Source organism: Chitinivibrionia bacterium (assembly GCA_009779925.1).
Classification (GTDB): Bacteria; Fibrobacterota; Chitinivibrionia; order Chitinivibrionales; family Chitinivibrionaceae; genus WRFX01.
Window position 1 is genome coordinate 13,804 of record WRAZ01000006.1, and the last position, 25,034, is coordinate 38,837.

Annotated in this window: 23 protein-coding genes and 1 pseudogene; 10 read left to right on the plus strand and 14 right to left on the minus strand. The window is 42.5% G+C overall.

Going from position 1 to position 25,034, the window contains the following annotated elements; genetic code table 11:
- Positions 1–16: 16 nt before the first annotated feature.
- The 4 genes from FWE23_03435 to FWE23_03450 form a co-directional block, all read right to left on the minus strand.
- Positions 17–3,103 carry a hypothetical protein gene (locus tag FWE23_03435; GenBank protein MCL2844490.1) on the minus strand — a complete coding sequence of 1,029 codons (3,087 nt, stop codon included), beginning with the start codon at positions 3,101–3,103 and terminating at the stop codon, positions 17–19.
- Between the two features lie 111 nt (positions 3,104–3,214).
- Positions 3,215–5,053, minus strand: coding sequence for an ABC transporter substrate-binding protein (locus FWE23_03440; protein ID MCL2844491.1), 1,839 nt, complete (start codon positions 5,051–5,053; stop codon positions 3,215–3,217).
- Entirely contained in the window at positions 5,044–6,291 is a 1,248-nt protein-coding gene (locus FWE23_03445; protein MCL2844492.1) for a hypothetical protein, read from the minus strand. Before FWE23_03445 ends, FWE23_03440 begins: the two co-directional genes overlap by 10 nt.
- Before the next feature lies 1 nt (position 6,292).
- Positions 6,293–7,225, minus strand: coding sequence for a hexose kinase (locus FWE23_03450; protein MCL2844493.1), 933 nt, complete (start codon positions 7,223–7,225; stop codon positions 6,293–6,295).
- 96 nt (positions 7,226–7,321) lie between these two features.
- Here FWE23_03450 and FWE23_03455 point away from each other — a divergent pair, with 96 nt between their 5' ends.
- The gene (locus FWE23_03455; GenBank protein ID MCL2844494.1) at positions 7,322–8,209 is read left to right on the plus strand and encodes an MlaD family protein; all 888 of its coding nucleotides are present in this window, start codon (positions 7,322–7,324) and stop codon (positions 8,207–8,209) included.
- Entirely contained in the window at positions 8,206–8,847 is a 642-nt protein-coding gene (locus FWE23_03460) for a PqiC family protein (GenBank protein ID MCL2844495.1), read from the plus strand. Before FWE23_03455 ends, FWE23_03460 begins: the two co-directional genes overlap by 4 nt.
- Before the next feature lie 437 nt (positions 8,848–9,284).
- On the opposite strand, the pseudogene FWE23_03465 reads toward FWE23_03460, so the two are convergent.
- From FWE23_03465 to FWE23_03485, 5 genes and pseudogenes are all read right to left on the minus strand, one after another.
- Positions 9,285–9,365, minus strand: a pseudogene (locus FWE23_03465) (prepilin-type N-terminal cleavage/methylation domain-containing protein).
- A 128-nt stretch (positions 9,366–9,493) separates the two neighbouring features.
- Positions 9,494–11,158, minus strand: a complete 1,665-nt coding sequence (recN, locus tag FWE23_03470; protein ID MCL2844496.1) for a DNA repair protein RecN — start codon at positions 11,156–11,158, stop codon at positions 9,494–9,496.
- A 151-nt stretch (positions 11,159–11,309) separates the two neighbouring features.
- Positions 11,310–12,383 carry a Fic family protein gene (locus FWE23_03475; GenBank protein ID MCL2844497.1) on the minus strand — a complete coding sequence of 358 codons (1,074 nt, stop codon included), beginning with the start codon at positions 12,381–12,383 and terminating at the stop codon, positions 11,310–11,312.
- Between the two features lie 3 nt (positions 12,384–12,386).
- A complete protein-coding gene (locus FWE23_03480; protein MCL2844498.1) occupies positions 12,387–13,262 on the minus strand; it encodes an NAD(+)/NADH kinase in 876 nt (291 codons plus the stop codon).
- Positions 13,263–13,408: 146 nt separating this feature from the next.
- Entirely contained in the window at positions 13,409–13,714 is a 306-nt protein-coding gene (locus tag FWE23_03485; GenBank protein MCL2844499.1) for a hypothetical protein, read from the minus strand.
- 222 nt (positions 13,715–13,936) lie between these two features.
- Between FWE23_03485 and ilvD the strand changes: the two genes are divergently transcribed.
- Together ilvD and FWE23_03495 are read left to right on the plus strand one after the other, a co-directional pair.
- Positions 13,937–15,769 carry a dihydroxy-acid dehydratase gene (gene ilvD / locus FWE23_03490; protein ID MCL2844500.1) on the plus strand — a complete coding sequence of 611 codons (1,833 nt, stop codon included), beginning with the start codon at positions 13,937–13,939 and terminating at the stop codon, positions 15,767–15,769.
- A gap of 3 nt (positions 15,770–15,772) precedes the next feature.
- The gene (locus tag FWE23_03495; protein MCL2844501.1) at positions 15,773–16,186 is read left to right on the plus strand and encodes an EamA family transporter; all 414 of its coding nucleotides are present in this window, start codon (positions 15,773–15,775) and stop codon (positions 16,184–16,186) included.
- A 39-nt stretch (positions 16,187–16,225) separates the two neighbouring features.
- On the opposite strand, the gene FWE23_03500 is transcribed toward FWE23_03495, so the two are convergent.
- Positions 16,226–16,612 carry a T9SS type A sorting domain-containing protein gene (locus FWE23_03500; GenBank protein MCL2844502.1) on the minus strand — a complete coding sequence of 129 codons (387 nt, stop codon included), beginning with the start codon at positions 16,610–16,612 and terminating at the stop codon, positions 16,226–16,228.
- Between the two features lie 187 nt (positions 16,613–16,799).
- Between FWE23_03500 and FWE23_03505 the strand changes: the two genes are divergently transcribed.
- The 3 genes from FWE23_03505 to FWE23_03515 are packed head-to-tail and all read left to right on the plus strand — an operon-like array spanning position 16,800 to position 19,082.
- Entirely contained in the window at positions 16,800–17,312 is a 513-nt protein-coding gene (locus FWE23_03505; GenBank protein ID MCL2844503.1) for an OmpH family outer membrane protein, read from the plus strand.
- 2 nt (positions 17,313–17,314) lie between these two features.
- Positions 17,315–18,361: a UDP-3-O-(3-hydroxymyristoyl)glucosamine N-acyltransferase gene (gene lpxD / locus FWE23_03510; GenBank protein MCL2844504.1), complete on the plus strand. Its 1,047-nt coding sequence runs from the start codon at positions 17,315–17,317 to the stop codon at positions 18,359–18,361.
- Positions 18,351–19,082 (plus strand): polyprenol monophosphomannose synthase, encoded by a 732-nt coding sequence (locus FWE23_03515; GenBank protein MCL2844505.1) that lies wholly within the window; start codon positions 18,351–18,353, stop codon positions 19,080–19,082. The genes lpxD and FWE23_03515 overlap by 11 nt, the downstream gene beginning before the upstream one ends.
- Here FWE23_03515 and FWE23_03520 read toward each other — a convergent pair.
- The 3 genes from FWE23_03520 to FWE23_03530 are packed head-to-tail and all read right to left on the minus strand — an operon-like array spanning position 19,065 to position 21,857.
- Positions 19,065–19,814: a class I SAM-dependent methyltransferase gene (locus FWE23_03520; protein ID MCL2844506.1), complete on the minus strand. Its 750-nt coding sequence runs from the start codon at positions 19,812–19,814 to the stop codon at positions 19,065–19,067. The genes FWE23_03515 and FWE23_03520 overlap by 18 nt on opposite strands.
- Before the next feature lie 5 nt (positions 19,815–19,819).
- On the minus strand, positions 19,820–21,100 hold the full coding sequence (locus tag FWE23_03525; GenBank protein MCL2844507.1) for a peptidylprolyl isomerase: 1,281 nt from the start codon (positions 21,098–21,100) through the stop codon (positions 19,820–19,822).
- 4 nt (positions 21,101–21,104) lie between these two features.
- Entirely contained in the window at positions 21,105–21,857 is a 753-nt protein-coding gene (locus FWE23_03530; GenBank protein ID MCL2844508.1) for a hypothetical protein, read from the minus strand.
- Positions 21,858–22,164: 307 nt separating this feature from the next.
- Between FWE23_03530 and FWE23_03535 the strand changes: the two genes are divergently transcribed.
- Positions 22,165–22,704: a hypothetical protein gene (locus FWE23_03535; protein ID MCL2844509.1), complete on the plus strand. Its 540-nt coding sequence runs from the start codon at positions 22,165–22,167 to the stop codon at positions 22,702–22,704.
- A 305-nt stretch (positions 22,705–23,009) separates the two neighbouring features.
- On the opposite strand, the gene FWE23_03540 is transcribed toward FWE23_03535, so the two are convergent.
- Positions 23,010–23,189 (minus strand): hypothetical protein, encoded by a 180-nt coding sequence (locus FWE23_03540; GenBank protein MCL2844510.1) that lies wholly within the window; start codon positions 23,187–23,189, stop codon positions 23,010–23,012.
- Positions 23,190–23,401: 212 nt separating this feature from the next.
- On the opposite strand from FWE23_03540, the gene FWE23_03545 reads away from it, so the two are divergent.
- Positions 23,402–24,772, plus strand: coding sequence for an aspartate kinase (locus FWE23_03545; GenBank protein ID MCL2844511.1), 1,371 nt, complete (start codon positions 23,402–23,404; stop codon positions 24,770–24,772).
- Between the two features lie 16 nt (positions 24,773–24,788).
- Positions 24,789–25,031 (plus strand): hypothetical protein, encoded by a 243-nt coding sequence (locus FWE23_03550; GenBank protein MCL2844512.1) that lies wholly within the window; start codon positions 24,789–24,791, stop codon positions 25,029–25,031.
- Positions 25,032–25,034: the final 3 nt, after the last annotated feature.

Here is a 25,034-nt window from a genome sequence, read left to right on the forward strand (position 1 = left end):
TATAACCCCTTTTCTATTAGAAAAACGCTTTTAATTCAAGTGAAACAACATTACCCGTGAAATCGTTTGGACGCTGTGTATTACCGTTTGCATCAACATACGAAATATTTTTATCAATATGTCTTAACCAAGAATATCTTCCGTGTAAAGATACTCTGCGAACAATATCCCAATTAAAACCTACACCCCAAGCAATGTCGTTGGTCGCAAGATTACTGCGTTTAACTCCTGTTAGCGTGTAATGGGTAGCGCCTGTAAAATTGTCGGCGGCTTCTATCCAAGCGTCGTTTGCAACGTTTATAAGTCCGCCGTTATTCGGTTGTCCGTTTAAAGCTCCGCCCATATATGCATACTCGCCTATCCAAGTTTTTCCGCTTCTCCACGCTTCAAATCCGAACATTGTGGTTATGAAAAATCTGTTGGTAAGACCGATTGTAGGCTCGGTTCTGAAGTAGTGCGAAAGAAGCAAAACGTCGTTGCTTTCGTCGGACATAAATGCCATCGGCTGAAAATTACGTGTTATGCCGTTTATTTGGTAATAAAGCGAAATATACAGGTCGTTTTGGTATCCGACGTATCTTGCAATGTTGCGAGCAAAATCTACGCTGAAATCAAAACTTCTCTTTTGAGATACGGGAACAAACCCTGTTTCGCTTACAACGGAAACTTCCGTATCACTTCGGAAACTGCCGTCTGCATTGAAAGTTCTGAGAATTCCGCTGGTACCTTCTCCGATTGGGTCAACTAACAAATTTCCAAGGTCATCTACTGCAAAACGAACAAACGAAGTGTCTCTTCCGTTAACTATTCTGACGCCATCTCCGCTGTTTGCGGCATTTATTCCTCTCACTATCATATTTTCAAATCGACCTGTGTTTGCAGTATTGGGTCCGCCGATGTTTCCGCTCGCTCCCTCAAAGCGCCTTCCTCTGACACGCATAAGGTCGCCCCAAATGTCGCCGCCGCTGTTCCAAATACTTCTCAAATCGCGGAAGTTGCTGATGTCCGTGCTTCCTGCAAAGTAGTTAAATATTACATCGTGAGGATTATCGAACGGAACAAATGTTTCTACTATTCCGTCAAAGTCGCCACGTAAACCGCCTATATGCGGAGCGTTGGGTTGTGTGAAACTTTGGTCGCCCATACGGTTTACTCTGTGTTTTGCAAATGTACCTATTCTTGCCATACCCTCGTTGGTACTGAAGCCGCCTTGGTTGTTTCTGAACTCGTGTCCTTCCGTAAGCGTTCCCAAGCCCCATTTGCTGTACCAAGGAGAAAGCGCTTGCTGAAGCGTTCTGCCGTTAAGACGGTAGGGGAGCGCCAAAAGGTCGCGAGATGCGGTATTCTGCGAATTTATCTGGTATCCGAACTTCAAAAATCCGTGCCAATCAGGTGTTTCGGGAACAAGTGTAAGTTTCATAGAACGCATATTTTTTGAGTAAGGAGACGCTTCTGTGTTAAGAAATGCGCCCGAGCCGAGCATATTTGAACCGAAAGCCCAAAATGCGTCAGTGCTGTTTACAAAAGAGAACGGCGAATAAAAGTTGTCTTGCGCAAAAAACAATTCCAAACTTGTCTGAATTGCGGGGAAATTATATGTTCCTGTTCCGTAAACGGCAAGTTGAGGCGCACTTGTTGATGTTCTTGTGTCTAAAATTCTTCCCGGATTGTATTGCGTTCCCGAACGTCCATCACCTCCGACGGCAGGGTCTGCGAATATGTTAAATGCCGGGTCGTTTCTTCGCGCTAAGGTGCCATACGAGTCGGGGTCAATTCTTATGAAATGTGTATCGACCCAAGAAGCGCCGACGTCAAGCATAAATCTGAAATTACTGCCGATACTTCCTCTTACGTCTGCGCTCAAAATATTCGGCTCAACAATAAAACCTTCACCGAGCGATAAAATATTTCTGTCTGCCGCGTTCCAATCGCGAACTCTTTCAAGGTCGGTTTGATGTTCTATTCTGACGGTTTCTCCAGTAGCCGTATTTTCCCAATCCGAACGTAAACGTCCTATGTCGAACTTTTGATTAAACGAAGCGCCGAACCAATATCCCGCACCTACAACGTCGGTTCTCGAAATCATAAATCCGTTGTTTATTCCGAAAGTAATATCTTGGTCTTGCATACGTTTACTTAAGCGATAAAAAAGAAATTGACGATATTGGTCGCCGATACCCGCTTCAATAATTGAGCCGACTGCTCCTGCGTTATCACCCGCATATCCTCTGTCAACAGCCATATCTATATGGTAGCGGTGCATTCTGTCGAACGGGCTTCCTACGCCATAAAGGAAAAATCCGCGAAGTCCCCAAGGTAAGTCGATAACAGAAAGGTCAATACCTTGGAAAGGTCTTCTGTTCCAAACGCCTCGTCCGACCTGCTCCAAGCTTGCAATGTTATTGCTGAAACGCTGTGCAATTGGTCCTTCAATTTCGTAAGGAAGATATTCCCACGCAAACGCTCTTCTTGTTCCGCCCCAAATAGAAAGCGGCGATGCTTCGAGCCAATTCATACTTCCCATACGAAGCATAAAACTTGCGGGTGTTGTACGAATGGCAAATCCTGCGTTCATATCTTCATAAACCGTAACTCCGCGCCCCGAAGAGCCACTGCTGTGGTGTTGAAAGTCATAAAACCAATTGCCCCTTATGTCGTTTGCGTGGTTATTTGGGTCTCTCGGATTTAAAAACTGATATGAATTTACACCGGGAAATGACGCTCTGAAGCCCATCGTTGCCCAAGCAGTAGAATTTCTGCCGGGGGAGACCACCATTCCGAGCCTGATAAGCGGTTGGTCGGTGTTAAACACAAAACCTTGTTGTGCAAGATTAAGCCACGAAGAATCCGCCAATCCCGAAAAACTGTGAAACTGCGGACGTAATTGCAACATTCCCGAAAACGAAACGGGCGAAGATGCCCCATCTCTCAACGTGGAAGCGACTTTGGCTTCCATATACGGCAGGCGACGTTCGAGCGCCTCTATTCTGGCGCTGTCTGTTTCGTGCGCCGCCAACAATATATCTACCGAAGCAAGAAGCGGAATGCTAAATAAAAGCAAGGTTCCTACTCCGACAGAAATCTTTTTACCCCATTTACTCAAAAAACCTCCCTATGTTGAGTGTTTTTACATACTTTCATATTATCTGTTAAATATAATTCAAATCAATGCTGTTTGCACGTTTTTTTTTATTTTACCTAAAACCTGAAAAAATCATCTGAGTTTGGGCGCTATCTCCCAAAGCCCTTTTATATTGCCCGCCGTGATTAAATTCAGCGCCGCGCTACGCGAAGTTTCGTCTGTTTCAGATATTCCCCAATATTCTGTCGAAAACTGTTTGAATTGCTTTGGGCGATACATTATAGGTATTACGGGCAACTCCGCCATAAAAAGCCTGTTTAGTTCCCGATACGCATTTTTCATTTGTAAGGTGTCGCGCATCGGCGGAATTGTTCGGAGTAAATACGAAATTCTTTCGTTCATAAAACGTCCGTGATTTGACCACACAGCAACACCCAGCGGCGCCAAGTCCTGCGAATTGAGCGTTGCGTCAAAGCGAGACCACGGAAGCGATGCGCTCTGTTCGGGACGAGGCGTGTAAATAATCAGGTCGAAAAATCCCATACTCAAATTATGCCAATATTCTCGTTCTCTTACTAAATTTACTTGTACCAGAACGCCTATTTCTCTCAGATTTTCCACGATAATTAAAGCCGCCTGCTCCCAATCCGTCCAACCGCGCGGCAAAGTTATGGAAATGCTTTCTATGATTTTACCGTCGGGCGCAAACAAATTGCCGTTTTCGCTTAACGTAAACCCTGCGGCGTCTAAAATTTGTCTTGCCGTATCAAGATTGTGATTTATCCTGTAAAGTTCGACGTCTTCTTCACTAAAGAATAAACTTTCATTGCCTTCGTTTATAATAAAACCTGATGAAATTGCGGGAATATTGCCGCCGAGTGCGAGAGTCCGTATTTTTTCGTAATTTATTGCCCAAGCGAGAGCTCGTCTGAATTCAGCGGAACGTAAAACAGGGTTTGGACTGAATTGCTCCGACGCTTCTCCGAAATTCACTACAAGTGCAGTTATCGCTCCCGGAACATAAAGCGCACCTATTCCGTTTTCGGCGTCGATGTCTTGCTTTACTTGATTAGCGCGATTTTGCGCGAAAAACGTCTGCGACACATCGAGGTAGCCTGCTTCGAATGCTCTGGAAAAGTCGTCGTTTGAGGCGTAAGTCGGGTGTACTATAAATCGCGGCGCGGGAAGTCTTCCGTTATGCAAAGTCTCGTTGCCCCAATAATTGTCGTCTCTTTCCAAGGCTATTAAGTTTTCTGCATAAGAATGAATTTTATACGGTCCCGAAGACACAACGTTTCTGCTCATCATATTCTGACGAATGCGGGCAAGAATTACTTCCGCATCGCTTGTTTCTACGTCCATAATCGCCGCCGCTTCAACCCATTCAAACACGTGTTTCGGCAAAATTTGAGTAGAAGTGATAATATCCCGCATAACAAGCGGATTGTAGAAGTTTCGGTTCATTCTGAATCGGATTGAATTCTGTCTTGTATAAACGGTGTCAATAAATCGCCAGTGCGAACTTAAATTGGTCGGGTATCGTTTGTGGAGATAAAATGTATAAATTACGTCTTCGACAGTGAGCGGCACTCCGTCGTTCCAACGAGCGTTTTCGTTTAATTCTACAGTCAGAACAGCCCCTGAAAACTCGTAGCGTGTTCCCAAAATCGGGCTAAGAGAGTTGGTCAGCGCATTAAAACTGAAAAGAGTTTCATAAACAAGGTTAATATTACCCGAAACAGGAAATGAAGGGCGCATAGACAGCGGGTTAAAATCTCCCGGTGTGTCCCATTGAAATCCTCCGACATAAAGCGTTTCGTGGCGCGGAAACGAACTTTTAACAATTTGAGTGCTTGCTTTTCCTGTGGCGGCACAGCCGTCAAGCGCAGAAGAAATCGCTACTGCAATCAAAAGTAAAAACGCCGCAGTTCCGTATTTTCGCATATTTTTTTTCCTTTCTGTTATTCCCATTCTATTGTCCCCGGTGGTTTGTGAGTAATATCCAGCAGTATATCGCCTACCCCTGCAATTTCTCTTGATTTTTTTATTATTTCATTTATTGCCTGCTCCGACAAATCAAAAAACTTTGCCGTCATAGCATCTTTTGAAATTATCGGGCGCAAAACTATCGTCTCATTTCCTTTGGAATTTACGACAGGCAACAAAACCACAGGCATTTGCCAGATTTTTTCGTATTCGCCCGAAGAAATTATTGCGTTGTTAACAATTTTATCGACCGCGCGAAGTTTATCCAAGCGGTCTTTAGTGCAATATCCCTCTTTAACTGAATATTTTTTGTCGTCGCACTCGGAATAAAGCGAAAAAACAACACGGTTTATCGAATTTATTTGAGATGTAAACGAATTTGCAACTTTTTCTAAGTTTTCATAACTGTATTTTCCGAAAACCACAGCAGGGTACGCATAAGTACGAGCGCCGTCTTTAATTCCTACCGAACGAATTGGCAGAGAAATTGCCGAAAATCCGTTTTCTCCGGCGATTTTTTCAAGTTCAGTTGCTTCTTTTTGTGAAATTTCTCCGTCTGCTTTTCCGTTTGAGCAAAGACATCTAACGCCAAGTCCCGGACCGGGGAACGGGTGTCTCCATACAAGCGCGCGCGGAATGCCCAAATGTTCGCCGAGTTCGCGCACTTGGTTTTTATAAAGCGATACAAGCGGCTCAATTACAAGCCCTTTTTCTATGAGTTCCACTACCATATCCACACGGTTGTGGTGTGTTTTTATTTTGTTTTCGTTTTTATTGCCTGTTTCTACGACGTCGGGGTAAATTGTGCCTTGCGCAACGAGCCATTCGTCTGCATTGAGCGATAATTTTGCCTGCGCTTTGCTTTTTACCTCAAAAAACTCGTTTCCTATGATTTCGCGCTTTTTTTCGGGGGCAAAAACGCCCGCAAGTTTGCCTAAAAAGTCGCTTTCCGCGTTATAAATATGCAGGTTTTCAAAGCCGTTTTTCTTCATATATTCTATAATGTCCGCCGATTCGCCCTGTCGCATAAGTCCGCTGTCCACGTGTAAACCAAGCACTCTGTCTTGTCCTAAAACTTTGTTCAGAAGCGCAAAAAGGACGGTAGAGTCCACTCCGCCCGAAACAAGTAGAAAAACTTTTTTATCGCCTGCTTTTTGAATAATTTCTTTAGTAATTTCTTCTAAAAAACTCTTCGCGTTCCAATTTTCTGCTTTTTCGCTCATATCAAATCCTTTCGATTTTTACTTTTTCCATAACTTCTCCAACCTTGTCTCGGTTGATTTTACACGGCTCGTGGGTTAAGGTATTCAGCGCGCCGCTTGCGGTTGCCATTCTGCAAACTTCACTGAAATCAAATCCTCGTACAAATCCTACGACCGCTCCTGCCAAAAACGCGTCTCCGCAACCAACCGAATTTATCGGCTCTTCGATTTCGGGCGGCAGGCATCTGAAACACTCGTTTTTGTTAAGCGCCACAACGCCGTCTTTGCCCAAAGTAATAAAAACGTTTTCAATTCCGCTTTCTATCAGCCGTTTTCCTTTAAGTATTATATTGTGCAAGCCCTTAACTTCATCGCCGAACAAAAATTGAAATTCGGTTTCGTTGGGCGATATTAAAAAAGGCAACGCCGAAAGCCCGTATTTTAGCGGATTTCCTCTTGTGTCAAGCGCAACTTTAGCATTTTTTATTTTACATTCCTCTATGAGTTTTCTGTAAATTTCTTCGTCGTAGCCTTCGGGAACGCTTCCCGAAAACGCCAAAAAATCGCCGACATTAATTTTTTCCATCAATTTTTTGTTAAAAATCGATATTTCTTCATCTAAAATCGGTTTGTTTTTGCTGTTAAGATGATACGAAATTCCGCTTTTTTCTTCGTAAATTGTAGTGTTTATTCTTGTATCTCCCGATACCTCAAACAAGTCGTGTGCTATTTTGTAGTCGTCTAAAAAATTACGAAATCTTGTTATATCACCGCTTCCGACAAGTCCCGATACCTCTACTTCTTCACCGAGAATTTTTGCCGCTTTTGCAAAATTTATTGCCTTTCCCGCAGGAAAAGAGACGCTGTTAAGTCCGATAAAATCCGTTTGTTCTCCGAATTTCGGAATTTTGTAATGTACATCTATCGCCGAATTGTATAAAACTGCTCTGATCATAATGAAATTTTTCCGTTTAATTTCGTTTTTTTGCCGATAAAATACTATTTGGCAAAAGCAATAATGTATTTTATTGTATAAATTAAGGAGAAAAGTTTGAGTATTACAGCCGCACAAAAATTTCGCCTCGGCGTATTCGTTATTGCATCGTCTGCCGTAATCGTCGCTCTGTTGGTCGTCGGTATCGGCGTTCGGCTTACGCATCAGACCGTACAATTCCACACCGAATTTACGAGCGAGTCGCTTTCGGGACTTACCAGAGGAATGGATGTTCGTTTTCGCGGCATACCAATCGGAAAAGTAATTCGCATAAGTTATGACCCTCGCAATTTAAGCGTAGTTCGTGTGGATTTTGAGGTCGAAGAAGATTTTCCTATGAAAGACGATATGGTCATAGAGTTGGGAATGGGAGGAATAACAGGGCTAAGACACATAGAAATTACAGGCGGCACAAACGAAGCAAAGCTTTTGCCTCCGCACTCTCTTGTGCCGTCTCGCACTTCGTTTTTCGGGTCAATTGCCGAGCAGGCGGAAAACGTTCTCGAGAACATAGAAATACTTTTGTCAAACTTAAATTCTGTAGTTAACAGAGACAGCCTGAACGATTTGTTTCAGACTTTCAGTAATATAAACGAATTTACGTCAAACCTAAATTCCGCCAGCAACGATTTTATTTTGCGCCTCGATACCATCACAATAAGGGTAAACAATATGGCGCAAACAGCGGAATTGATACTTAATCGTTTTTCGGATGACGGAAGTTTGTTCGACATTTTGGCAAATCTCGACTCTACTATGGTTATCATTTACGGATTGTCGCAAAATTTCGGCTTAACTTTTGCTCAAAGCCGCGAAGATTTCGGCGCAACACTCAGCGATTTGCGAATAACAATGGAAAACCTGAACGAGCTCTCGGCTATGCTTGTCGAAAATCCGTCGATTATTTTGCGAGGCAACACGCAACGTCCAAGGAGGATAAAATGAAGAAAAAAACTATAATTATTTCGATACTTTCGGCGCTTTTTTTGCTTATTGTTATAATCGGTTGCGGCAGACCGCTTCACAGAAATTTTTACATTCTGAACTACACGCCCGACAGATTTGAAGACAGACGAACGCCTGCACCTTATCCTATAACAATCCGCTTGCGTCCGTTCGATATAGAAAAAGCATACGCTCGCCCAAACATTGTTTTTCGCGAAAACCCTTTCCGTTTGGATTTTTATCCCGACCATTTGTGGGCAGTCCGCCCCGCCGATATGATAACCGACCTGATTTTCAGACACTTGGAAGACGTTCGACTTGTTGACGCAATAACCCGCCGCTTAGACGAACGTTCGCCCGACTTTGAACTTTCGGGAACAATTTTGGCAATAGAAGAGTTTAACAGCGGCGATCAGTGGTTTGCTCATTTAAGGATTTCGTTTGTTATGACTGATTTCAGAACGGGAAATGCCGTGTATTCAAGAACTTTCAGTCAAACCCGCATTGTTCCCGCCAAAAATCCGCTTTCGGTAGTAATGACGCTCTCGGAAGTAATGGCTTTCATCGCCTCGCTTTTAATGATAGACCTCGATAACGTGCTTTACGAGCGGCTTGTTCTAAACGTGCAGGATGATTAAAAGCTATTCGGCTATTCTGCAACACCTCTCCATTGCGGAAGAAGAAAGTTCATATCATTAGGCGGGTTAATAGGGTCTGTAGTGCGGCGGTCAAAATGGTCAATAGCAATACTGCCTGCTTGTACAGGTCCGATACCACCGGGACGCAACGTAGCTCTTGCGACAAATTGGTCGCCGAAAACAAGATCTCCTATAGCGAAATTGTTAGGCGGTTGCTGTGCGCCTTCTTCTGCCATTGTTGTTGCTACTGTGAAATCATAAAAATTTGAAGTCGGTGGAGTGTCAAATCCGAGTAGAACTATGATGTTCGCGTTATTGTTTGGGAGCGTTATAAACCAATCGTGTTCCGCTCTGAATATGTGTTGCTTATTTGCAATCGTCATTAAAATTTGTTGCCCTTCCGCCGCTCTTGCTCTGTGAACAGCAACTGTCATTCTTGGAACAGCCGTCGCCGCCAAAATTCCGATAATTGTAATAACTACCATAAGTTCAACTAATGTAAATCCCTTATTGTTCATAAAAAAATTCTCCTTATTCGAGGTTTTGCGCATACTAATATAATATAACGCCATACGGAAAATGTCAAGAAAAAACTAAAATGCTCAAAAAGTAAGGGCAGGTTTAAAACCTGCCCTTACAATAAATTTCATTTCAACAGTTCTTTTGCGTGTCTTATTGTTGTTTCGTTTTCACCGCCGAGCATTCGAGCTATTTCGGTAATTCTCTGTTCTTTACTCAATTTTACGATTTTGGTTTCAGTTCGTCCGTCCGTGTGTGTTTTGTACACGGCATACTGAAAATCCGCCTGCGAGGCAATTTGATGAAGGTGAGAAATTACCAAAATTTGGTGGTCTTTCGCCAATTTTTTGATTGCTTTTGCAATATCCGAGGCAATTTCGCCGCCAACCCCCGTATCAATTTCGTCGAAAATCATTATCGGAACAGTGTCGCTTTCGGCGAGAGTTGTTTTAACGGCGAGCATTATCCGCGATATTTCACCGCCCGAAGCCGTCTTTGCAAGCGGTAAAAACTGCTCGCCCGAATTTGTTCGGACTGTGAAAATTATTTCATCAGCGCCGTTTTGGTCGATTTTCTCTTTTTTTGTGAATTGCGTTAAAAATGCCCCGCCGTTAAAGCCGAGTTTTGCCATTTCGTTGGTGATTGCAACGTCAAAGTTTTTGCAGGTTTTCTTTCGTAAATCGCTCAGAATTGAAGCGGTTGTTTCTAAATCTTTTTTTGTCGCCGCAAGTTTTTTCTCCAATTCGCCTTTTTCAAAATCGCCGTTTTCTATTGCTTCCAATTGGTGTTGCAGGTCGTCTTTTTTCTGCAAAAGTTCTTCAAATGAGCAGGCATATTTCTTTTTTAGTTTTTGGATTTTGGCAATTCGTTCGTTTAATTCGTCCAGTTTTGCAGGGTCAGCATCTTCTGCCGAACTTTCGTATTTACCTACGGTTTTCTCCAATTCTTTAAGGATTTGCAAAAACGGCTTTAATTCCTGCGACCAATTTTCAAAAGATTTGTCCGTCTCCGCTATATTTTGCAGTAATTTAAGCAAATTAGAGGTATCTGTCATCATTCCCGAAGAGTTTTCGTTGCCGTTTAATATGTCGCTAATTCCCGCCGCTGTTTGAATACGTTGCGAAACAGACGACAAAAACGCGAATTCTCGCTCCATCTCCTCTTCTTCGCCCGATTTTAACTCGAGTGTTTTTATGGCGTCAAATTCAAAGCGCAAAAAATCTTCTTTTTTCTGTAATTCTTCGCATTTTTTTATGTGCGCGTTAAGATTTTTTTCGGCAGTGCAATAATTTTCCCACGAGACATTAAACTTCTGTTTTTCGGCGGCGATTTCCTTAATTTTATCTATAATCTGATACGGCGCATCTTCGTTCAAAAGCATTTGGTGGTCGTGCTGTCCGTGCAGGTCAATTATAGTTTCGCCGATTGCTTTCAGCGTTGAAAGCGAGCAGATTTCTCCGTTTATCAAAATCTTGTTTTTGGACGATTCGCTCGCAATTATTCTTTTAATCACAAGAGATTTATCGCCCGCCGAAATAGCATTTTCGTCAAGAATAAGCTGCAGGCTTTCGGGAATTTTGTCAAAATTAAACGAACCGACAACTTCTGCGTTAGCTTCGCCGTTTCTTATAGTCTCGGCAGAGGCGCGACTGCCCAGAAGCAAACTTATCGCTCCCATCAATATAGATTTTCCCGCGCCCGTTTCGCCCGTAAAAACACAAAACCCGTTTTCGAGTTCGAGTTCGATGTTTTTTATCAGCGCGAGGTTGTTTATTTTAAGGTAGTTGAGCATAGATACCATTTTCCTTAATTTGCATTTTTTCTGTTTTTGTTATGGAAAAATACTATTTGCGCAAACGCAAATACATAATCGCCAACATTGTTTGACAACAAAAGACAAAATTCAGTGTTTATACAAAATTAGCGCAGAAACGGTATTATTTTCATACCTCTATAATTTCCCAACGCCCGCCTTTATCCGGTCCAATACGCCTGATTTTTCCCGCATTCCGTAATTTATCAAGAATATTTCGTGTCTGATTTTCAGTCAATCCCAAGCGTTCAGACAAATTTCTACGGCTAATATTGGGCTCGTTTGTTAAAATGTCGATAATTTTCCGGTGGTTTTCCGGTGGTTTTCTGGTGGTTTTCTGGTGGTTTTCTGGTGGTTTATTGGTAATTGCCAACGGCAACTGCATATCGCAACTATTCAAAACATTGTTTTCGCCAAGAAGTAAATTTCCGAAAAATTTACGCAAATATTCAAAACTTTGATAAACGCCTATTTCCACGTTTTTGTAATTTGCCCTAACCAAAGCGTTGCGAAAATACTCGGAATGCTCGGCAAATAAGTCGTTGTTGATGTTAAAGCCAAATGTTCTGAGGTATTTAACGATAAATACCGCTGTTATTCTCGTATTTCCTTCGCGAAACGGGTGTATTTGCCAAATTCCCGATGTGAATTTCATTATGCGCTCAATAACGCCGCCGGCATTAAGACCGTTGTAATTAAAATTTTTTTCCTGCTCAAAATCGTATTCCAGCGTTTCTTTCAAACTATGCGCGCTACTGTATAAAACCGTGTCGTTGTTTAGAATTTCCTGCTTTTTTGTTATATTTACCGTGCGAAATTTACCGGCGATTTCTTCGCCGTTTACCAATATTCCGTCAAACAAACGTTTGTGAATAGCAATATATTCGGCAACGCTGAACTTAAACGTTTTTTCACCAAGCACCTCGGCGATACGAACGGATGTTTTGTCGGCTTCTTCCGTTCGTTTTTGGGGTTGAGTGTTCGGATTTGTTTCGTAATATGTGTTTATTCGCTCTTTAACTTCGTGAATAGTGAGCTTGCCGTCAATGTTTTCTTTAGCCGTTTCAATAAGATATTTTGATGGCGTTAAGTTGTCTGTTCGCTGAAGTCCTATGGCGGTTTGCCATATCTCGGCTTTTTCTTTTTTATCTGGCTCGCCAAGTTTTTGATATTTGCCGAATTCTTCTAACAGATTTATATCCACTCCTCACTCCTCAATCTTCCTTATAGAATTCCCCCAGCCTAATTTTCTTCTCAGCAAATCGAAATAACTTTCTTGCGAAAATTGAACAAGATTTTTGCTTTCATCGAGACACGAAACTACAATTTCGTCTTCGGGCATAAGGTTAACGCTTTCAAAGCCGTCAACTGAAAGCAGGGTTTCGGGGTTTTTCTTGTTGATTTTTATTTTAAGCGGCTTGTGCGACGGCAAAATTATCGGTCTTTCGCTTATTGAATGCGGGCAAATCGGCGTAATTATTATTGCGTTCATATCGGGCAAAACTATAGGTCCGCCCGCCGAAAGCGAATAGGCGGTCGAGCCGCTGGGCGAGGCGATAATTATTCCGTCGGCGACGTAATCCGTAATGAAATCTCCGTCGCAGCTTAGTGAAAATGATGAAAGTTTCGGAATGCTCAATCTGTTAAAATATATGTCGTTTACGGCATTGTATGTTCCTAAAATTTTGCCGCCTCTGAAATGTTTTACCTCTAAAACCATTCTTCGCACGGTTCTGTAATTTCCGTCCAAAATATTTTGCAGTTTTTGCTCCAAGTTGTCTGTTTCAATATCCGACAAAAAGCCGACCGTTCCCAAGTTTATGCCGATAAGCGGCTTTTCGCAAAATCGAACATTATGCGCCGCCGATATAAAAGTGCCGTCTCCGCCGACCGACGCGACAATCTGCGATTTTTCGAGAAATTCGTCGATGTTTTTTGCGATTTGCGCCAATTCAAAAGGCGTTTCGGGGTGAAAAACAGGCGAAATTCTCTTGCTTTCGCACCAAACAAGCAATCGCTCAATGAGTTTTTGAGCGTCTGCGTTTTTCTTAAAAACAATAACGCCTATTTGATTGAATTTCATAAGTTTGCCCGATTTTCCTTTCTGTTTTGAGGTGAAAATACTATTTTTTTAAGCATTGTGAAAGAAAATAATAAAAAATACATACAGAAAATAAAAAAAGGCACACAAATTTGCGTTTGTGTACCTATATTTACTAAATTTACAAATTACTGTCTTGTGAAGGTATCACCCCAAACAACGACAGTATTTCCGCCCTCATAAGTAAAGCTATTGCTGTCCCCCATAGCAGAGACAGTCACTGTTGTGCCTGATTGCGTCCAAGAAAAAGCCATCTCCCAAACGACCTCACCATTTTCAAACTCCCGAAAATTTCCGGTGTTGTTCGCATTAAAGATAACAATGTCATACGACCCACCACCAAAATCCGCTCGCCAAGTACCAACGATTGACTCGCCGCCGCCACCTCCACCGCCGCCGCTGCTTGAGCAACCAACAAGCGTCAATACACACACACACACGAAAATACCGAGTAGTTTAGCTAATTTTCCCATCGAAACCTCCTACGTAAAAAAGATTAAAATTAAACAAAGATAGCGGGAAAACACTACCTTGTTTTGTCCGTAATATAATATTTGTTTGCGGCTAAGTGGAGTGAATTTTCATTTTTTCATTTTTTATTTTGTGGCATTTAGTATTTTGTTCCTTGGAAATTCAACGAACCATAAGGAGAAAAAATGAAAATTCCATTGAGAAGCGATACTGTTTTGCAGGGGCGGCTTATGTCGGGAGCGCGAGCGCTTTATCACGCAAACGGGCTTAAAAAGAAACATATCGGAAAACCTGTAATAGCAATAGCAAATTCATTCACGCAGTTTGTTCCGGGACACGTACATTTACACGAAATCGGGCAGACGGTCAAAAAAGAAATAGAAGAAATGGGCTGTTTTGCCGCCGAATTTGACACTATGGCGATTTGCGACGGTATTGCTATGGGACACGGCGGAATGCTGTATTCGCTTCCGAGCCGCGAAATAATTGCCGATACAGTAGAATATATGGTAAACGCACACAGGGCGGACGCGCTTATTTGCATTCCGAACTGCGACAAAATCGCTCCCGGTATGCTTATGGCGGCAATGCGCCTCAATATTCCGACGATTTTTGTAAGCGGCGGACCAATGGAAGCGGGAAAAGGCAACGGTCGAAAATACGATTTAATTGACGCAATGGTTATGGCGGGCGACAGAAACGTCAGCGATGAAGAACTTGCCGGAGTTGAAGCGGCGGCTTGTCCGACTTGCGGAAGTTGTTCGGGAATGTTTACCGCAAACTCAATGAACTGTCTTACGGAAGCAATCGGTTTGGGGCTTCCCGGAAACGGAACGCTTTTGGCGACGCATAAAAACCGCGTGGAACTTTTCAAAAGAGCGGCAAAACAAATTGTCGAAAATGCAAATAAATACTACGGCGACGGCGACGAAAACGTTTTGCCGAGAAGCATTGCGAGTAAAGCGGCATTTAATAACGCGGTGGCGCTTGATATTGCAATGGGCGGCTCCACAAACACAATTCTGCACTTGCTCGCCATAGCGCAACAAGCGGGCGTGGACTACAAAATGTCGGATATTGACGTGCTTTCTCGCAAAATTCCGTGCATTTCAAAAGTAGCGCCGAACAGCGAAAAATATCACATCGAAGACGTTCACAGAGCGGGCGGAGTAATTGGGCTTATGGCGGAATTGGCGCGCGGCGGGCTTTTAGACACAAGCGTAAAGAGAGCCGATTGCTTAACTCTTGCCGAAGCGATAGATAAATACGACATTAAATCGCCGAATTGCGACGATATTACGAAAAAATTCTTCAAATCCGCTCCCGCAAACAAATATTGCATAGAAATGGGCGCGCAGGAAACCTACTACGATGAACTCGACGACGACCGCGACAACGGCTGTATTCGCAGTGTTCCGAGCGCCTACTCAAAAGACGGCGGTTTGTGCGTGTTGTTCGGAAATATTGCCGAGCGCGGCTGCGTTGTAAAAACCGCCGGCGTTGACGAAAGCATATTTAATTTCGCGGGCAAAGCAGTGGTTTTCGATAGCCAAGAGGCGGCTTGCGAGGGAATTTTGAGCGGAAAAATCGTTGCGGGCGACGTTGTGGTAATTCGCTACGAGGGACCAAAAGGCGGTCCCGGAATGCAGGAAATGCTATATCCGACCTCGTATATAAAATCAATTGGGCTTGGAAAAGAATGCGCGCTTATTACGGACGGTAGATTTTCGGGCGGAACAAGCGGGCTTTCCATCGGGCACATTTCTCCCGAAGCGGCAAGCGGCGGCGCAATAGGACTTGTGCGCGACGGCGATATTATAGAAATATCAATTCCGAACAGAAGCATAAATTTGAAAGCGTCGCAGGACGAGTTGGATAAACGCAGATGTGAAGAGCGCGTCAAAGGAAAAGACGCGTTCAAGCCAAAGCGCGAGCGTTTTGTGTCCGACTCGCTTAAAATGTACGCTCATTTTGCGGTAAGCGCAGACGAGGGCGCTGTAAAGAGATTTGTGGATTAAGTTATGTGGGTAGTTTATGCTTTACTTGCTGCCTTTTTTGCCGCGCTTGTTGCAATCTTTGCAAAAGTCGGCATTGAAGGGGTAAATTCAAATCTCGCGGTGGCTATCAGAACAGTTGTGGTTTTAGCAATGGCTTGGATTATAGTTTTTGCTACAGGAAAACACGCCGAAGTTGCGGCAATAACTCAAAAAAGCTGGGTGTTCCTTATACTTTCAGGGCTTGCAACAGGAATTTCGTGGCTGTTTTTCTACAGGGCATTGCAAATAGGTGATGTGTCAAAAGTTGTGCCTATAGACAAATTAAGCATAGTCATAACAATGATTTTAGCGTTTGTGATTTTGGGAGAAACAGTAAGCGTAAAGAAAATAATCGGCGCAATTCTTATAGTGGCGGGAACGTTTGTGTTGATTTTTTGATGTAGGGCGACCCTCGGTCGCCCATATTATATATGTTTTTTACCTTCTTACACCCAACTGCGCAAAATACTGATATATTTGACCGGTAGTTGTGCTTCTTGCCGTTGCTTGGACTATGTATGTTCCTGCGGCAACTCTGCGGTTGGTGTTTCTTCCGTTTAAGTCCCATTTCATTTGGAGCAGATTTGCATTGCCGACTCTTTTGGTTGAGCCGTTTTTAGAGAAAAGGACATTGCCTTGATTGTCGTAAATCAAAACTCTGATGTCTGTCGGTTCAGGGGTTAAAATATCGAAAACAGCTCTTTCGTTTGCAGGGTTTTCGTGAATGAAAACTCCGAAATCGCTTCTGTCCGTTGCATTATCCGCACTTGTAGCCGCCACAGGCAAACACAACAAGAACATCAAAAAAATCAGAATAGCTTTCATATTATCTCCATTTTTTATTATTTATTCACGATAAATATACTATATTGCGGCGTGGTTAGCACAAAAAAATCAAGTGAATGCCGATTTTTTGTAAAAAATGTTATATTCTCACCCATTTTGGTGTCGCCAAAATAGTATATTAGTGCCGTTAAATTTAAAAAATGAAAAAACGGAGGAGAACTCGTTTATGAAAAAAATGGCTTTTGTAATTGCAATCATTATGTTTTTGGCAATCGGTGCTTCAGCGCAACTCAGAATTGGTTTTGTTAATTCGGACGAAGTTTTGAGCCAATACAGCGGAACAAGACGCGCGGAAGAAGAACTTCGCCGCGAATATCAAAGATGGGAGCAAGAAGCAACAAGAATGCAGGAAAACATCCTCAGAATGGAAGAAAACCTCAACAGGCAGGCTCTTCTTCTCAGCGAAGACCGCAGAACCGAACTTCGCAGAGAAATTCAGGATTCCGTAATGGCGTATCAAAGATTTTTGCAGGAGCATTTCGGACAGCAAGGCTTGGCGGCTCAGCGAAATAACGAACTTTTGCGCCCTATTATAGAAAGAATAAACACAATAATTAACCAAATCGCAAGAGACGAAAACTACGACTTCATATTTGATGCGAGAGCGGGAATTGTTTTTGCAAAACCTGTTTACGACTTAACCGACCAAGTGGTAAGAGCGCTTAACGCAGGAAGATAATTTTGACATTAAGACAAATTATAGACGCGACAGGCGGCATTCTTTGCGGCAAAATCAACGAAATGCTCGAAATTTCGGGCATTTCTTCTGTTGTACTTGCTAATGAAAGCCAAGTTTCGTTTATTGTTAAGCCCAATTATATTGAAGACGCCAAATCCTCAAAGGCGGCGGCGGTTTTTGTAAAAGAAGGTTGGGATTTGGGTGAAAAACCTGCAATAATCGTTCGAGACCCATATTGGGCGTATGCTATAACAGCACAGCTTTTTGAAGACGACAAACCTATTTTTGACGGGCAATGTATAGCAATCTCCTGCGATGCGATAATCGACAAATCCGCAATGATAAGCGAAGACGTATCTGTCGCTGCGGGAACGGTTATCGGTGAAAACGTGAAAATCGGCAAAAGAACGAAAATCGACGCTCGCGTGGTCATAGAAAAAAACACGATTATCGGCGACGATTGCCATATTCAATCCGGCGCAATAATTCGCTACGGCTCAAAAATCGGCTCTCGCGTAATTATTGCAAGCGGCGCGGTTATCGGAAGCGAGGGCTTTGCCAACGCCTTTGACGGCAAAAGATTTTTGAGAATCCCCTGCTTCGGCTCTGTTTTAATTGAAGACGACGCAGAAATCGGAGCTAACACTACCATAGACCGAGGAAATTTCGCGGACACAATTATCCATAAAGGCGCAAGAGTTGATAATTTGATTATGATTGCCCACAACTGCGAAATAGGGGAGAGTTGCGGAATTGCGGCGCAGGTCGGATTTGCAGGCTCCACCAAAATCGGAAACCGCGTTATGATTGCAGGACAAGCAGGCTTCGGCGGACATATAGAAATAGGCGACGATAGTTTTGTCGGCGGACAGGCGGGAATTCAGCAGAGCTATCCCGCACAGTCAAAAATAACAGGCTCGCCCGCAATAGACCTTATGAAACGTCGTCGTATAGACAAAATTGAAGAAAATTTACCCGAAACGCTAAAAGAAATAAAAAAGATTCGTACGGAACTGGACGAATTAAGGGAGAAAATTTATGGCAACTGAGCCAAAAGTTCTTATAATTATTCCGACTTACAATGAAAGAGACAATATTCCGCTTATTATTCCGCAAATCAAAAAACGTTTGCCTAAAGCGCATATTTTGATTGTTGACGACAATTCACCCGACGGAACTTCGCAGATAGCAAAGGATATGTCAAAGAATATTGACGGGATTTTCGTTCTCGACCGTTGCAAAAAAGACGGCTTGGGAAAAGCATATATCGCAGGTTTCAAGTGGGCGCTTGAAGATGATAAAAAATACGACCTGATATTCGAAATGGACGCCGACTTTTCGCACAATCCCGACTATTTGCCAAACTTTATAGAAGCGGCGCAAACTGCGGATTTGGTTATCGGCTCGCGTTATATCGACGGAAAAGTGAATGTGGTGAATTGGCCCCTCAAACGTCTGCTTTTGAGTTATTTCGGAAATATGGCGGCGCGTTTTATCGCAGGAATAAAAATTATGGACTGCACGGGCGGTTTCAAATGTTTCCGCGTAGATACTTTACGCGCGATAAACTTAGACGGCGTTGCTTCTTCGGGCTATTCTTTTCAAGTGGAAATGAACTATTACGTGCAGAAAAAAGGGCTGAAAATAAAAGAAATTCCCATTATTTTTAAGGACAGAGAACTCGGCGTATCAAAAATGTCGTCAAAAATCGTCAGCGAGGCGCTTGCTTTGCTTTGGAAATTGCGCCTTAAATCACTTTTTACGAAGTAAAAAATGCACTCGTTCGCTTTTTTTATTGTATAGAGTTTGTTCGAAGTCTCCCCAGATACCAACCGTGTCAAATAAGTTTTTCGGAATAAATGCGGCTATTTCTTCTACTTTGCGCACCTTTTGGCGATGTTTTTCTTTAAATCTTCCGTAATTTCCGTCTTCTTGGCGAAGATAAATATCAAAATCGTTGTGCTGAATACAGTTTTTTTCGTCGTAATAACTTTCGCGAATATAAGTGAAGTCTTCGCCTGAAAGCGCCTCGCGATAGTTTGTGAAATAAGTTTTTGAGTTGGTTTGCGTGGTAATGTCGAACAAAAAAAGTCCGCCGTCTGCTAAAACTCTGTGAGCTTCTTCAAAGGTTTGGGTAAAACCTTCCGCCTCAAAAATGTAATTTATTCCGTCAAAAAGGAAAAGTAAGAGGTCGAATTTAGTGTTAAACGGTAAATTTCGGCAGTCGGCACAGACAAAATCAAGCCCTTTGTTTTTTGCGATTTGCGCCATTTCGAAAGATAGGTCGCATCCTTGATAAGAAAACTCGCTCTCGCTGAGTTTTTTTCCTAAAGTTCCTGTTCCTGCGCCGAGTTCTAAAATTTTTGCATCTTTTTTTAGACCGTTTTGACTGCAAATTTTCAAAATTAAATCAAACCACGAATTATATGACAAAAAAGACATTACTTTGTCGTAAATTTGTGCGAGCGCTCCGTATTGTGCGCAAGATTTGTCGTCGTTCATTTGGATTAACGGTAAATCTGAATAAATACGTCGTTGCGCCAACGAGTTATTAATTCCAATAATCTTTCTTGAGAGTTCATCTGCGAGGCAAATCTGGCAATATCGTCGAAGTCGTTTTCAAAATCCATAGTGCGATTTTGGTTGTAGTCGCTTACTCTGAAGAGAAAAACGCTGTTTTCTCTGCGAAATGCCTGCCCTACTGTTCCGACATTCAAATTCGGCAAACTGTTTCGGACGGGTGCGTCAAGAGTTCGGACTGTCTGCCAACCTAAATCTCCGCCGAACGATCTTGTGATATTGTCTGTGCTGAATTTTTCAACCGCCGCCGTAAATTGTTCTTCCGTAGGCTTTGAATTTGCAGTTGAATCCAAACTTTGCATTGCTTGGGCTATGTTTTTTTCGTTAGGATTTACAGGAATAAATATGTGGAAAACCCGAACACCTTGTCCGCTTCTTTCGGTTACCCTCAACAAATGCCAACCCAACCGCGTTTCGATTGGCGCGCTTACTTCGCCCGGCTCAAGCGCAAATGCCGCGGCTTCCAATCTGACCAACGCAAGTGTTCCTCTTGCGACAAAGCCCAAATCTCCGCCTGTTGTTTCGGCGCCCGGTTCGCGAGAGTGTCTTCTTGCCATATCCTCAAATCTTTCGCCTCTTTCCACAATCTGACGGCGGATATAAACAATGGTGTCAAATGCTCTTTGGCGAGCGGCGGAGTCAATTCCGACCTGCATTTCTATTTTTTGCAAGCGCACACTTTCGCCGAGTTGGGGAAGAGAGTCTTTGAAGTTATTGTAAAAGTTTCTGACTTCTTCGCGAGACAAATCTCTATCGACTATATAATGGTGCATTACCTGCTGTCGTATCATTTCTTGACGGGTTTGTATTGAAATTTGTTCTCGGAATTCTTCAAAGCTCATATTGTCCTGTTGGCGCAATACCATAACTAATTGGTCCATAGTCAATCTGTGTTGTGCAAGGATTTGGTTTACCCTGTTATCGACCTGCTCCCAAACGTCAAAATCCGATATGTGTATATTTGTGTCGGCATTGGCGTGGGCTACCAAAATTCGGCTGTTTATAAGTTCTTCAAGCGCTTGCTCGAAAATCACGTTTCTCATTAGTGCATCGCCGCCTGTTTGTTGCAATTTCATATCTGTATATACGCTTACTTCCGAATACAAAATCGCGGAATCACCGACAACGGCAATTACTCGGTCGCGCGTAAATTCGGAGGCGAAAATCAATGTTGCAAGAAACAAAATCGCAAGTATCGTTTTTTTCATTTATTTAATCCTCCGCTTGCTCTTGCGGCTGTTGCGCTTCGATATTTACTGTTTGATGTTTTCCTAAATTTGCCATAAATTCTCTGTCGAATGTGTAATCGGTGCGGTTGCGCAATCTTGAGAAAATATCTCCGACAACTTCGTTTTGCTTTCTTGTCAGCAGATTGCGTTTAATCAAATCTATAACTTCTTCCAAAAGTGCGGGGGTTCCTGCGTTTTCCCGAGCCAAAATCAAGTAGATGTAATATCTGTCGTCTTCTCCTATCGGGGCGGTTAATCCGTTGACCCTGGTGGTGAAAACCGTATTCCAAGTAACGGGCGTGAATGCCGACTGCGGCATAAATACTATATCTTCAAACTGTGGCGTTTCTTCCAAAGAATGGGCATTGCTTCGCGCACGGAAATTTTCTACGCTGAGTCCTTCTCTTACTTGCCACGCCATTCTGAGGTTGGGAAGAGCAATTCTTGCGGCTCGAATGACAGGCTCTTGGCGTATGTATAATTGTGCGTTATCTCTGAATTCCTGATGAATATCGCTGATTGTAAGTTCGACGGGTTTCGCAGTGCCGATTGCTTGTTGTATATATAATACGGAAAGGAGGTTGCGTTGCATATCGTGAATTATGCGCCTTGTGTTTTCATCTCTGTGAAGTCCCAAATCAAGTGCTGCCTGATACGTCAGTTCCGTGTTAGACCACTCTCTGATGAAGTTTAGTTTTTCTTCGGGAGTTGCATCTTCCCCGAGTGCCGTTATCAAATCCCTTTCGGTCAGAGCCGCTTAGCCTATTTGCATAATTGCAGGCTCATTTGAAACAGTTTCTTCTCGGCAAGATGTAATTAACAATGTTGCCGCCAATAAACAAAAAATAATATGTTTCATCAATATTTCCTCCATTAATCCGCACTAAAATAGTAAAAAATACAGACAGAATGCAAGAAAAAATACAAAAAGTGCGTTTTTATTTGCAAAATGTCTGCCGAAAATATATATTTATGTATGAAAACCGATAAAATCAATGAAAAAATCGGTAAAAAACAAACAGCAATCCGTGGAGAATGTCATTATGAGAATAATTGTAACGGGACCAAAATCGTCGGGCAAAAGTAATATTGGGTTCAGGCTTGCGTCGTTGCGCAAAATTCCGTTTTACGATCTTGACGAGCAAATAGAGAAAATATTTGAAGCAGAAGAGCGTACGCATCTTTCTTTCAGGGAGATATATAGGCGGCACGGCGAAGAAAAATTTCGCGAATTAGAGATGCGCGCCATAAAATATATGGAGAATTTTGAAAATGTTTTGCTTTCGACAGGCGGAAGTACTTTTATGAATGACACCGCAAAAGAAATGTTGCAAAAAAATTCCTATATAATCCTGCTTCATAACACTCCCGAAACTCTTTGGACAAGAACAATCCGAAAAGGACTTCCTTCATATCTGGAAGGCGCACAAAATCCGCAAGAAGTGTTTTTCGCGCGTGTAAACGAGGTTGTGAATTTAATAAAACCGATAGCAGGGCTTGTTATGGAAACAAGTAATTTGTCCATAGAAGAGGTCGCTCAGATGCTGGATTACGAATTGGATTACAGGAAAATCAAGTTTTAGACTACAGAAAAAAATAAAAAGTGTAAAATTCATATTGATATTATCGTTTGATATTGATATTATCGTTTTTTTTGTATAAATTTGAAACTTATGATTATAAAATACAGAAAGAGGCAAAGCAGAGAGGTTGCGGCACTGCTTTGCCTCGGGCTTTCATAAGACACTGAAATAAAAATCTAACAAAATTTCAGTGCTGTTCTTGAAAGCCCATACCGCCGAAACCTATCGAAATTAAGCAATGGGCTTACTTAAGTTCTATTCTGACGGTAATATTATTTTAGGGGGGCAAAGAAACAATTATTCATCTAAAAGAAGGAATGAACTCCTGTGAAACCACCAAGCTGAGTATAATCAAATTGAGTTTTGCAATTAAGGACATCGAATCCAACGTGAGAGTCGAATGCGAAACTTAGAACGGCAAGATTATTGCCCGCTTTTTTCAGCGCTCTGTTCGTCGATTCCGTAAATACAACTTTTTGTTTCATCTTTAATTTGTCCTTTTTCAGTTTTATATCAAAATTACGGTAAACAAAATACTAAATTACCACACCCCTTGTCAAGGGGAAAATTAAAAAAAAGTAATTTTTTTTGAAAATTACCTGAAAAATGCGAAAATTTGATTTTCTTGCGTAATATGTACGTAATAAATAGTATTTTCGAGGGTTTGTTATATCGACAACTGTTATTTATGGAGAAAATGATGCCTGTTATTGCTTGTAAATTTGGCGGAAGCTCGGTTGCCACGAGCCGAAAAATGGAGCAAATTGTAAACATTCTTAAGCTTAACCCCGAAAGAAAAGCGGTTATTTTGTCCGCTCCGGGAAAAGCCGAGGGCGTTGAGACAAAAATTACCGACTATCTTATTACGATAACTAAAAAAAGCTTGGCGGACGAAAACATCGCCGAAGACGTCGCCGCCGTTAAACAGCGTTTTTACGACATTTACGAGCCGCTTAAACTTACGCGCGAAACCATTGACGCCGTTTTAGCGCGCTTGGACGAGAGAATTGCGGCGAGCAAAAACAATTCGGGAAAATACAGAGACGCGATTGTCGCTTCGGGCGAGGATTTGAATGCGGAACTCTTTGCGATTTACGCCAAAACCGTCGGAATTAACGCAAAATTTGTTTCGCCGATGGATATAGAATTAATTGTAACGGCAAACTTCGGCGACGCGCTGATTAAAGCCGAAGGAAACGCTAACCTGATTAAACTGCGCGACCATATAGACGACGGATATGTCGTAATTTTTCCCGGATTTTTCGGAGTGAGCGCCGACGGAGATATTGTTACTTTCAGCAGAGGCGGCTCGGATTTGACGGGCGCTCTTGTCGCCGCCGCCGTTAACGCTTCCGAATACGAAAACTTTACGGACGTAAACGGGATTTTGTGCACAAATCCCAAAACCATAAGTAATCCCAAGCAAATAGAGGAGCTTACTTACCGTGAAATGCGGGAACTTTCGTATATGGGCTTCAGCGTTTTTCACGAAGAAGCGGTAAAACCCGTTATGAAAAAGAAAATCCCTATTCGTCTCAGAAATACCAATAATCTGGAAAACGGGGGTACGCGCATAGTATCCGACCGCGACCCGAATGAAGAAAACGCCGTAGTCGGAATTGCTTCGGCAAGCGGATTTTGTTCCTTTAACCTGCAAAAATTTATGATGAACCGCGAAAAAGGTTTTGGGCGCAAACTTTTGCAAGTTTTTGAAGATTTGGGATATTCATACGAACAATGCCCGTCGGGAGTGGATAATATTTCCGTAGTTTTAAACCAAAATCAGTTTGACGAGGACGATATAAACCGTATTACGGCTAAGATAGAAGGCGAGTTGAGACCCGACAGCCTTAAAAAAGAAGAAAATTTAAGTTTGGTCGCGCTTGTGGGCGAGGGCTTGCGAAACAAAATCGGAGTTTTGGGCGACGCGGCAACGGCTCTTGCGAAATCAGGCGTAAATATTAAGGTGGTTAATCAGGGAAGCAGCGAGTTGAGCATTGTGTTCGGCGTAAGCACCGCTGACGAGAAAAAAGCGGTAGAAGCGCTTTACGATAGATTTTTTAGATAAAAAAAGGAAGGTAGAAATGAACCAGGATTTAGTTAAAATATTATGTTGCCCCGAAACAAAGCAGAAAGTTGAATTTGCGGACAAAGACATAATTCGCGATTTGAACAAAAAAATCGGCGCAAAGCAGCTTAAAAATCGCGGCGGCTTACTTGTTAGCGAAAGAATAGAAGACGGACTTATTCGCGAGGACAAAAAATACCTCTATCCGATAAAAAGCGATATTCCGATTATGCTGATTAACGAGGCTATTGAGCTGTAAAAA

Excerpts from the sequence above, each read along its gene's own strand:
- FWE23_03445 (MCL2844492.1), bottom strand. The coding sequence starts at position 6,291 with ATGAGCGAAAAAGCAGAAAATTGGAACGCGAAGAGTTTTTTAGAAGAA.
- FWE23_03540 (MCL2844510.1), bottom strand. The coding sequence starts at position 23,189 with ATGAAACAAAAAGTTGTATTTACGGAATCGACGAACAGAGCGCTGAAA.
- FWE23_03545 (MCL2844511.1), top strand. The coding sequence starts at position 23,402 with ATGATGCCTGTTATTGCTTGTAAATTTGGCGGAAGCTCGGTTGCCACG.
- FWE23_03535 (MCL2844509.1), top strand. The coding sequence starts at position 22,165 with ATGAGAATAATTGTAACGGGACCAAAATCGTCGGGCAAAAGTAATATT.
- FWE23_03500 (MCL2844502.1), bottom strand. The coding sequence starts at position 16,612 with ATGAAAGCTATTCTGATTTTTTTGATGTTCTTGTTGTGTTTGCCTGTG.
- FWE23_03515 (MCL2844505.1), top strand. The coding sequence starts at position 18,351 with ATGGCAACTGAGCCAAAAGTTCTTATAATTATTCCGACTTACAATGAA.
- FWE23_03460 (MCL2844495.1), top strand. The coding sequence starts at position 8,206 with ATGAAGAAAAAAACTATAATTATTTCGATACTTTCGGCGCTTTTTTTG.
- FWE23_03505 (MCL2844503.1), top strand. The coding sequence starts at position 16,800 with ATGAAAAAAATGGCTTTTGTAATTGCAATCATTATGTTTTTGGCAATC.
- ilvD (MCL2844500.1), top strand. The coding sequence starts at position 13,937 with ATGAAAATTCCATTGAGAAGCGATACTGTTTTGCAGGGGCGGCTTATG.
- FWE23_03440 (MCL2844491.1), bottom strand. The coding sequence starts at position 5,053 with ATGGGAATAACAGAAAGGAAAAAAAATATGCGAAAATACGGAACTGCG.
- FWE23_03525 (MCL2844507.1), bottom strand. The coding sequence starts at position 21,100 with ATGAAAAAAACGATACTTGCGATTTTGTTTCTTGCAACATTGATTTTC.
- FWE23_03550 (MCL2844512.1), top strand. The coding sequence starts at position 24,789 with ATGAACCAGGATTTAGTTAAAATATTATGTTGCCCCGAAACAAAGCAG.
- FWE23_03450 (MCL2844493.1), bottom strand. The coding sequence starts at position 7,225 with ATGATCAGAGCAGTTTTATACAATTCGGCGATAGATGTACATTACAAA.
- FWE23_03495 (MCL2844501.1), top strand. The coding sequence starts at position 15,773 with ATGTGGGTAGTTTATGCTTTACTTGCTGCCTTTTTTGCCGCGCTTGTT.
- FWE23_03480 (MCL2844498.1), bottom strand. The coding sequence starts at position 13,262 with ATGAAATTCAATCAAATAGGCGTTATTGTTTTTAAGAAAAACGCAGAC.
- recN (MCL2844496.1), bottom strand. The coding sequence starts at position 11,158 with ATGCTCAACTACCTTAAAATAAACAACCTCGCGCTGATAAAAAACATC.
- FWE23_03520 (MCL2844506.1), bottom strand. The coding sequence starts at position 19,814 with ATGAACGACGACAAATCTTGCGCACAATACGGAGCGCTCGCACAAATT.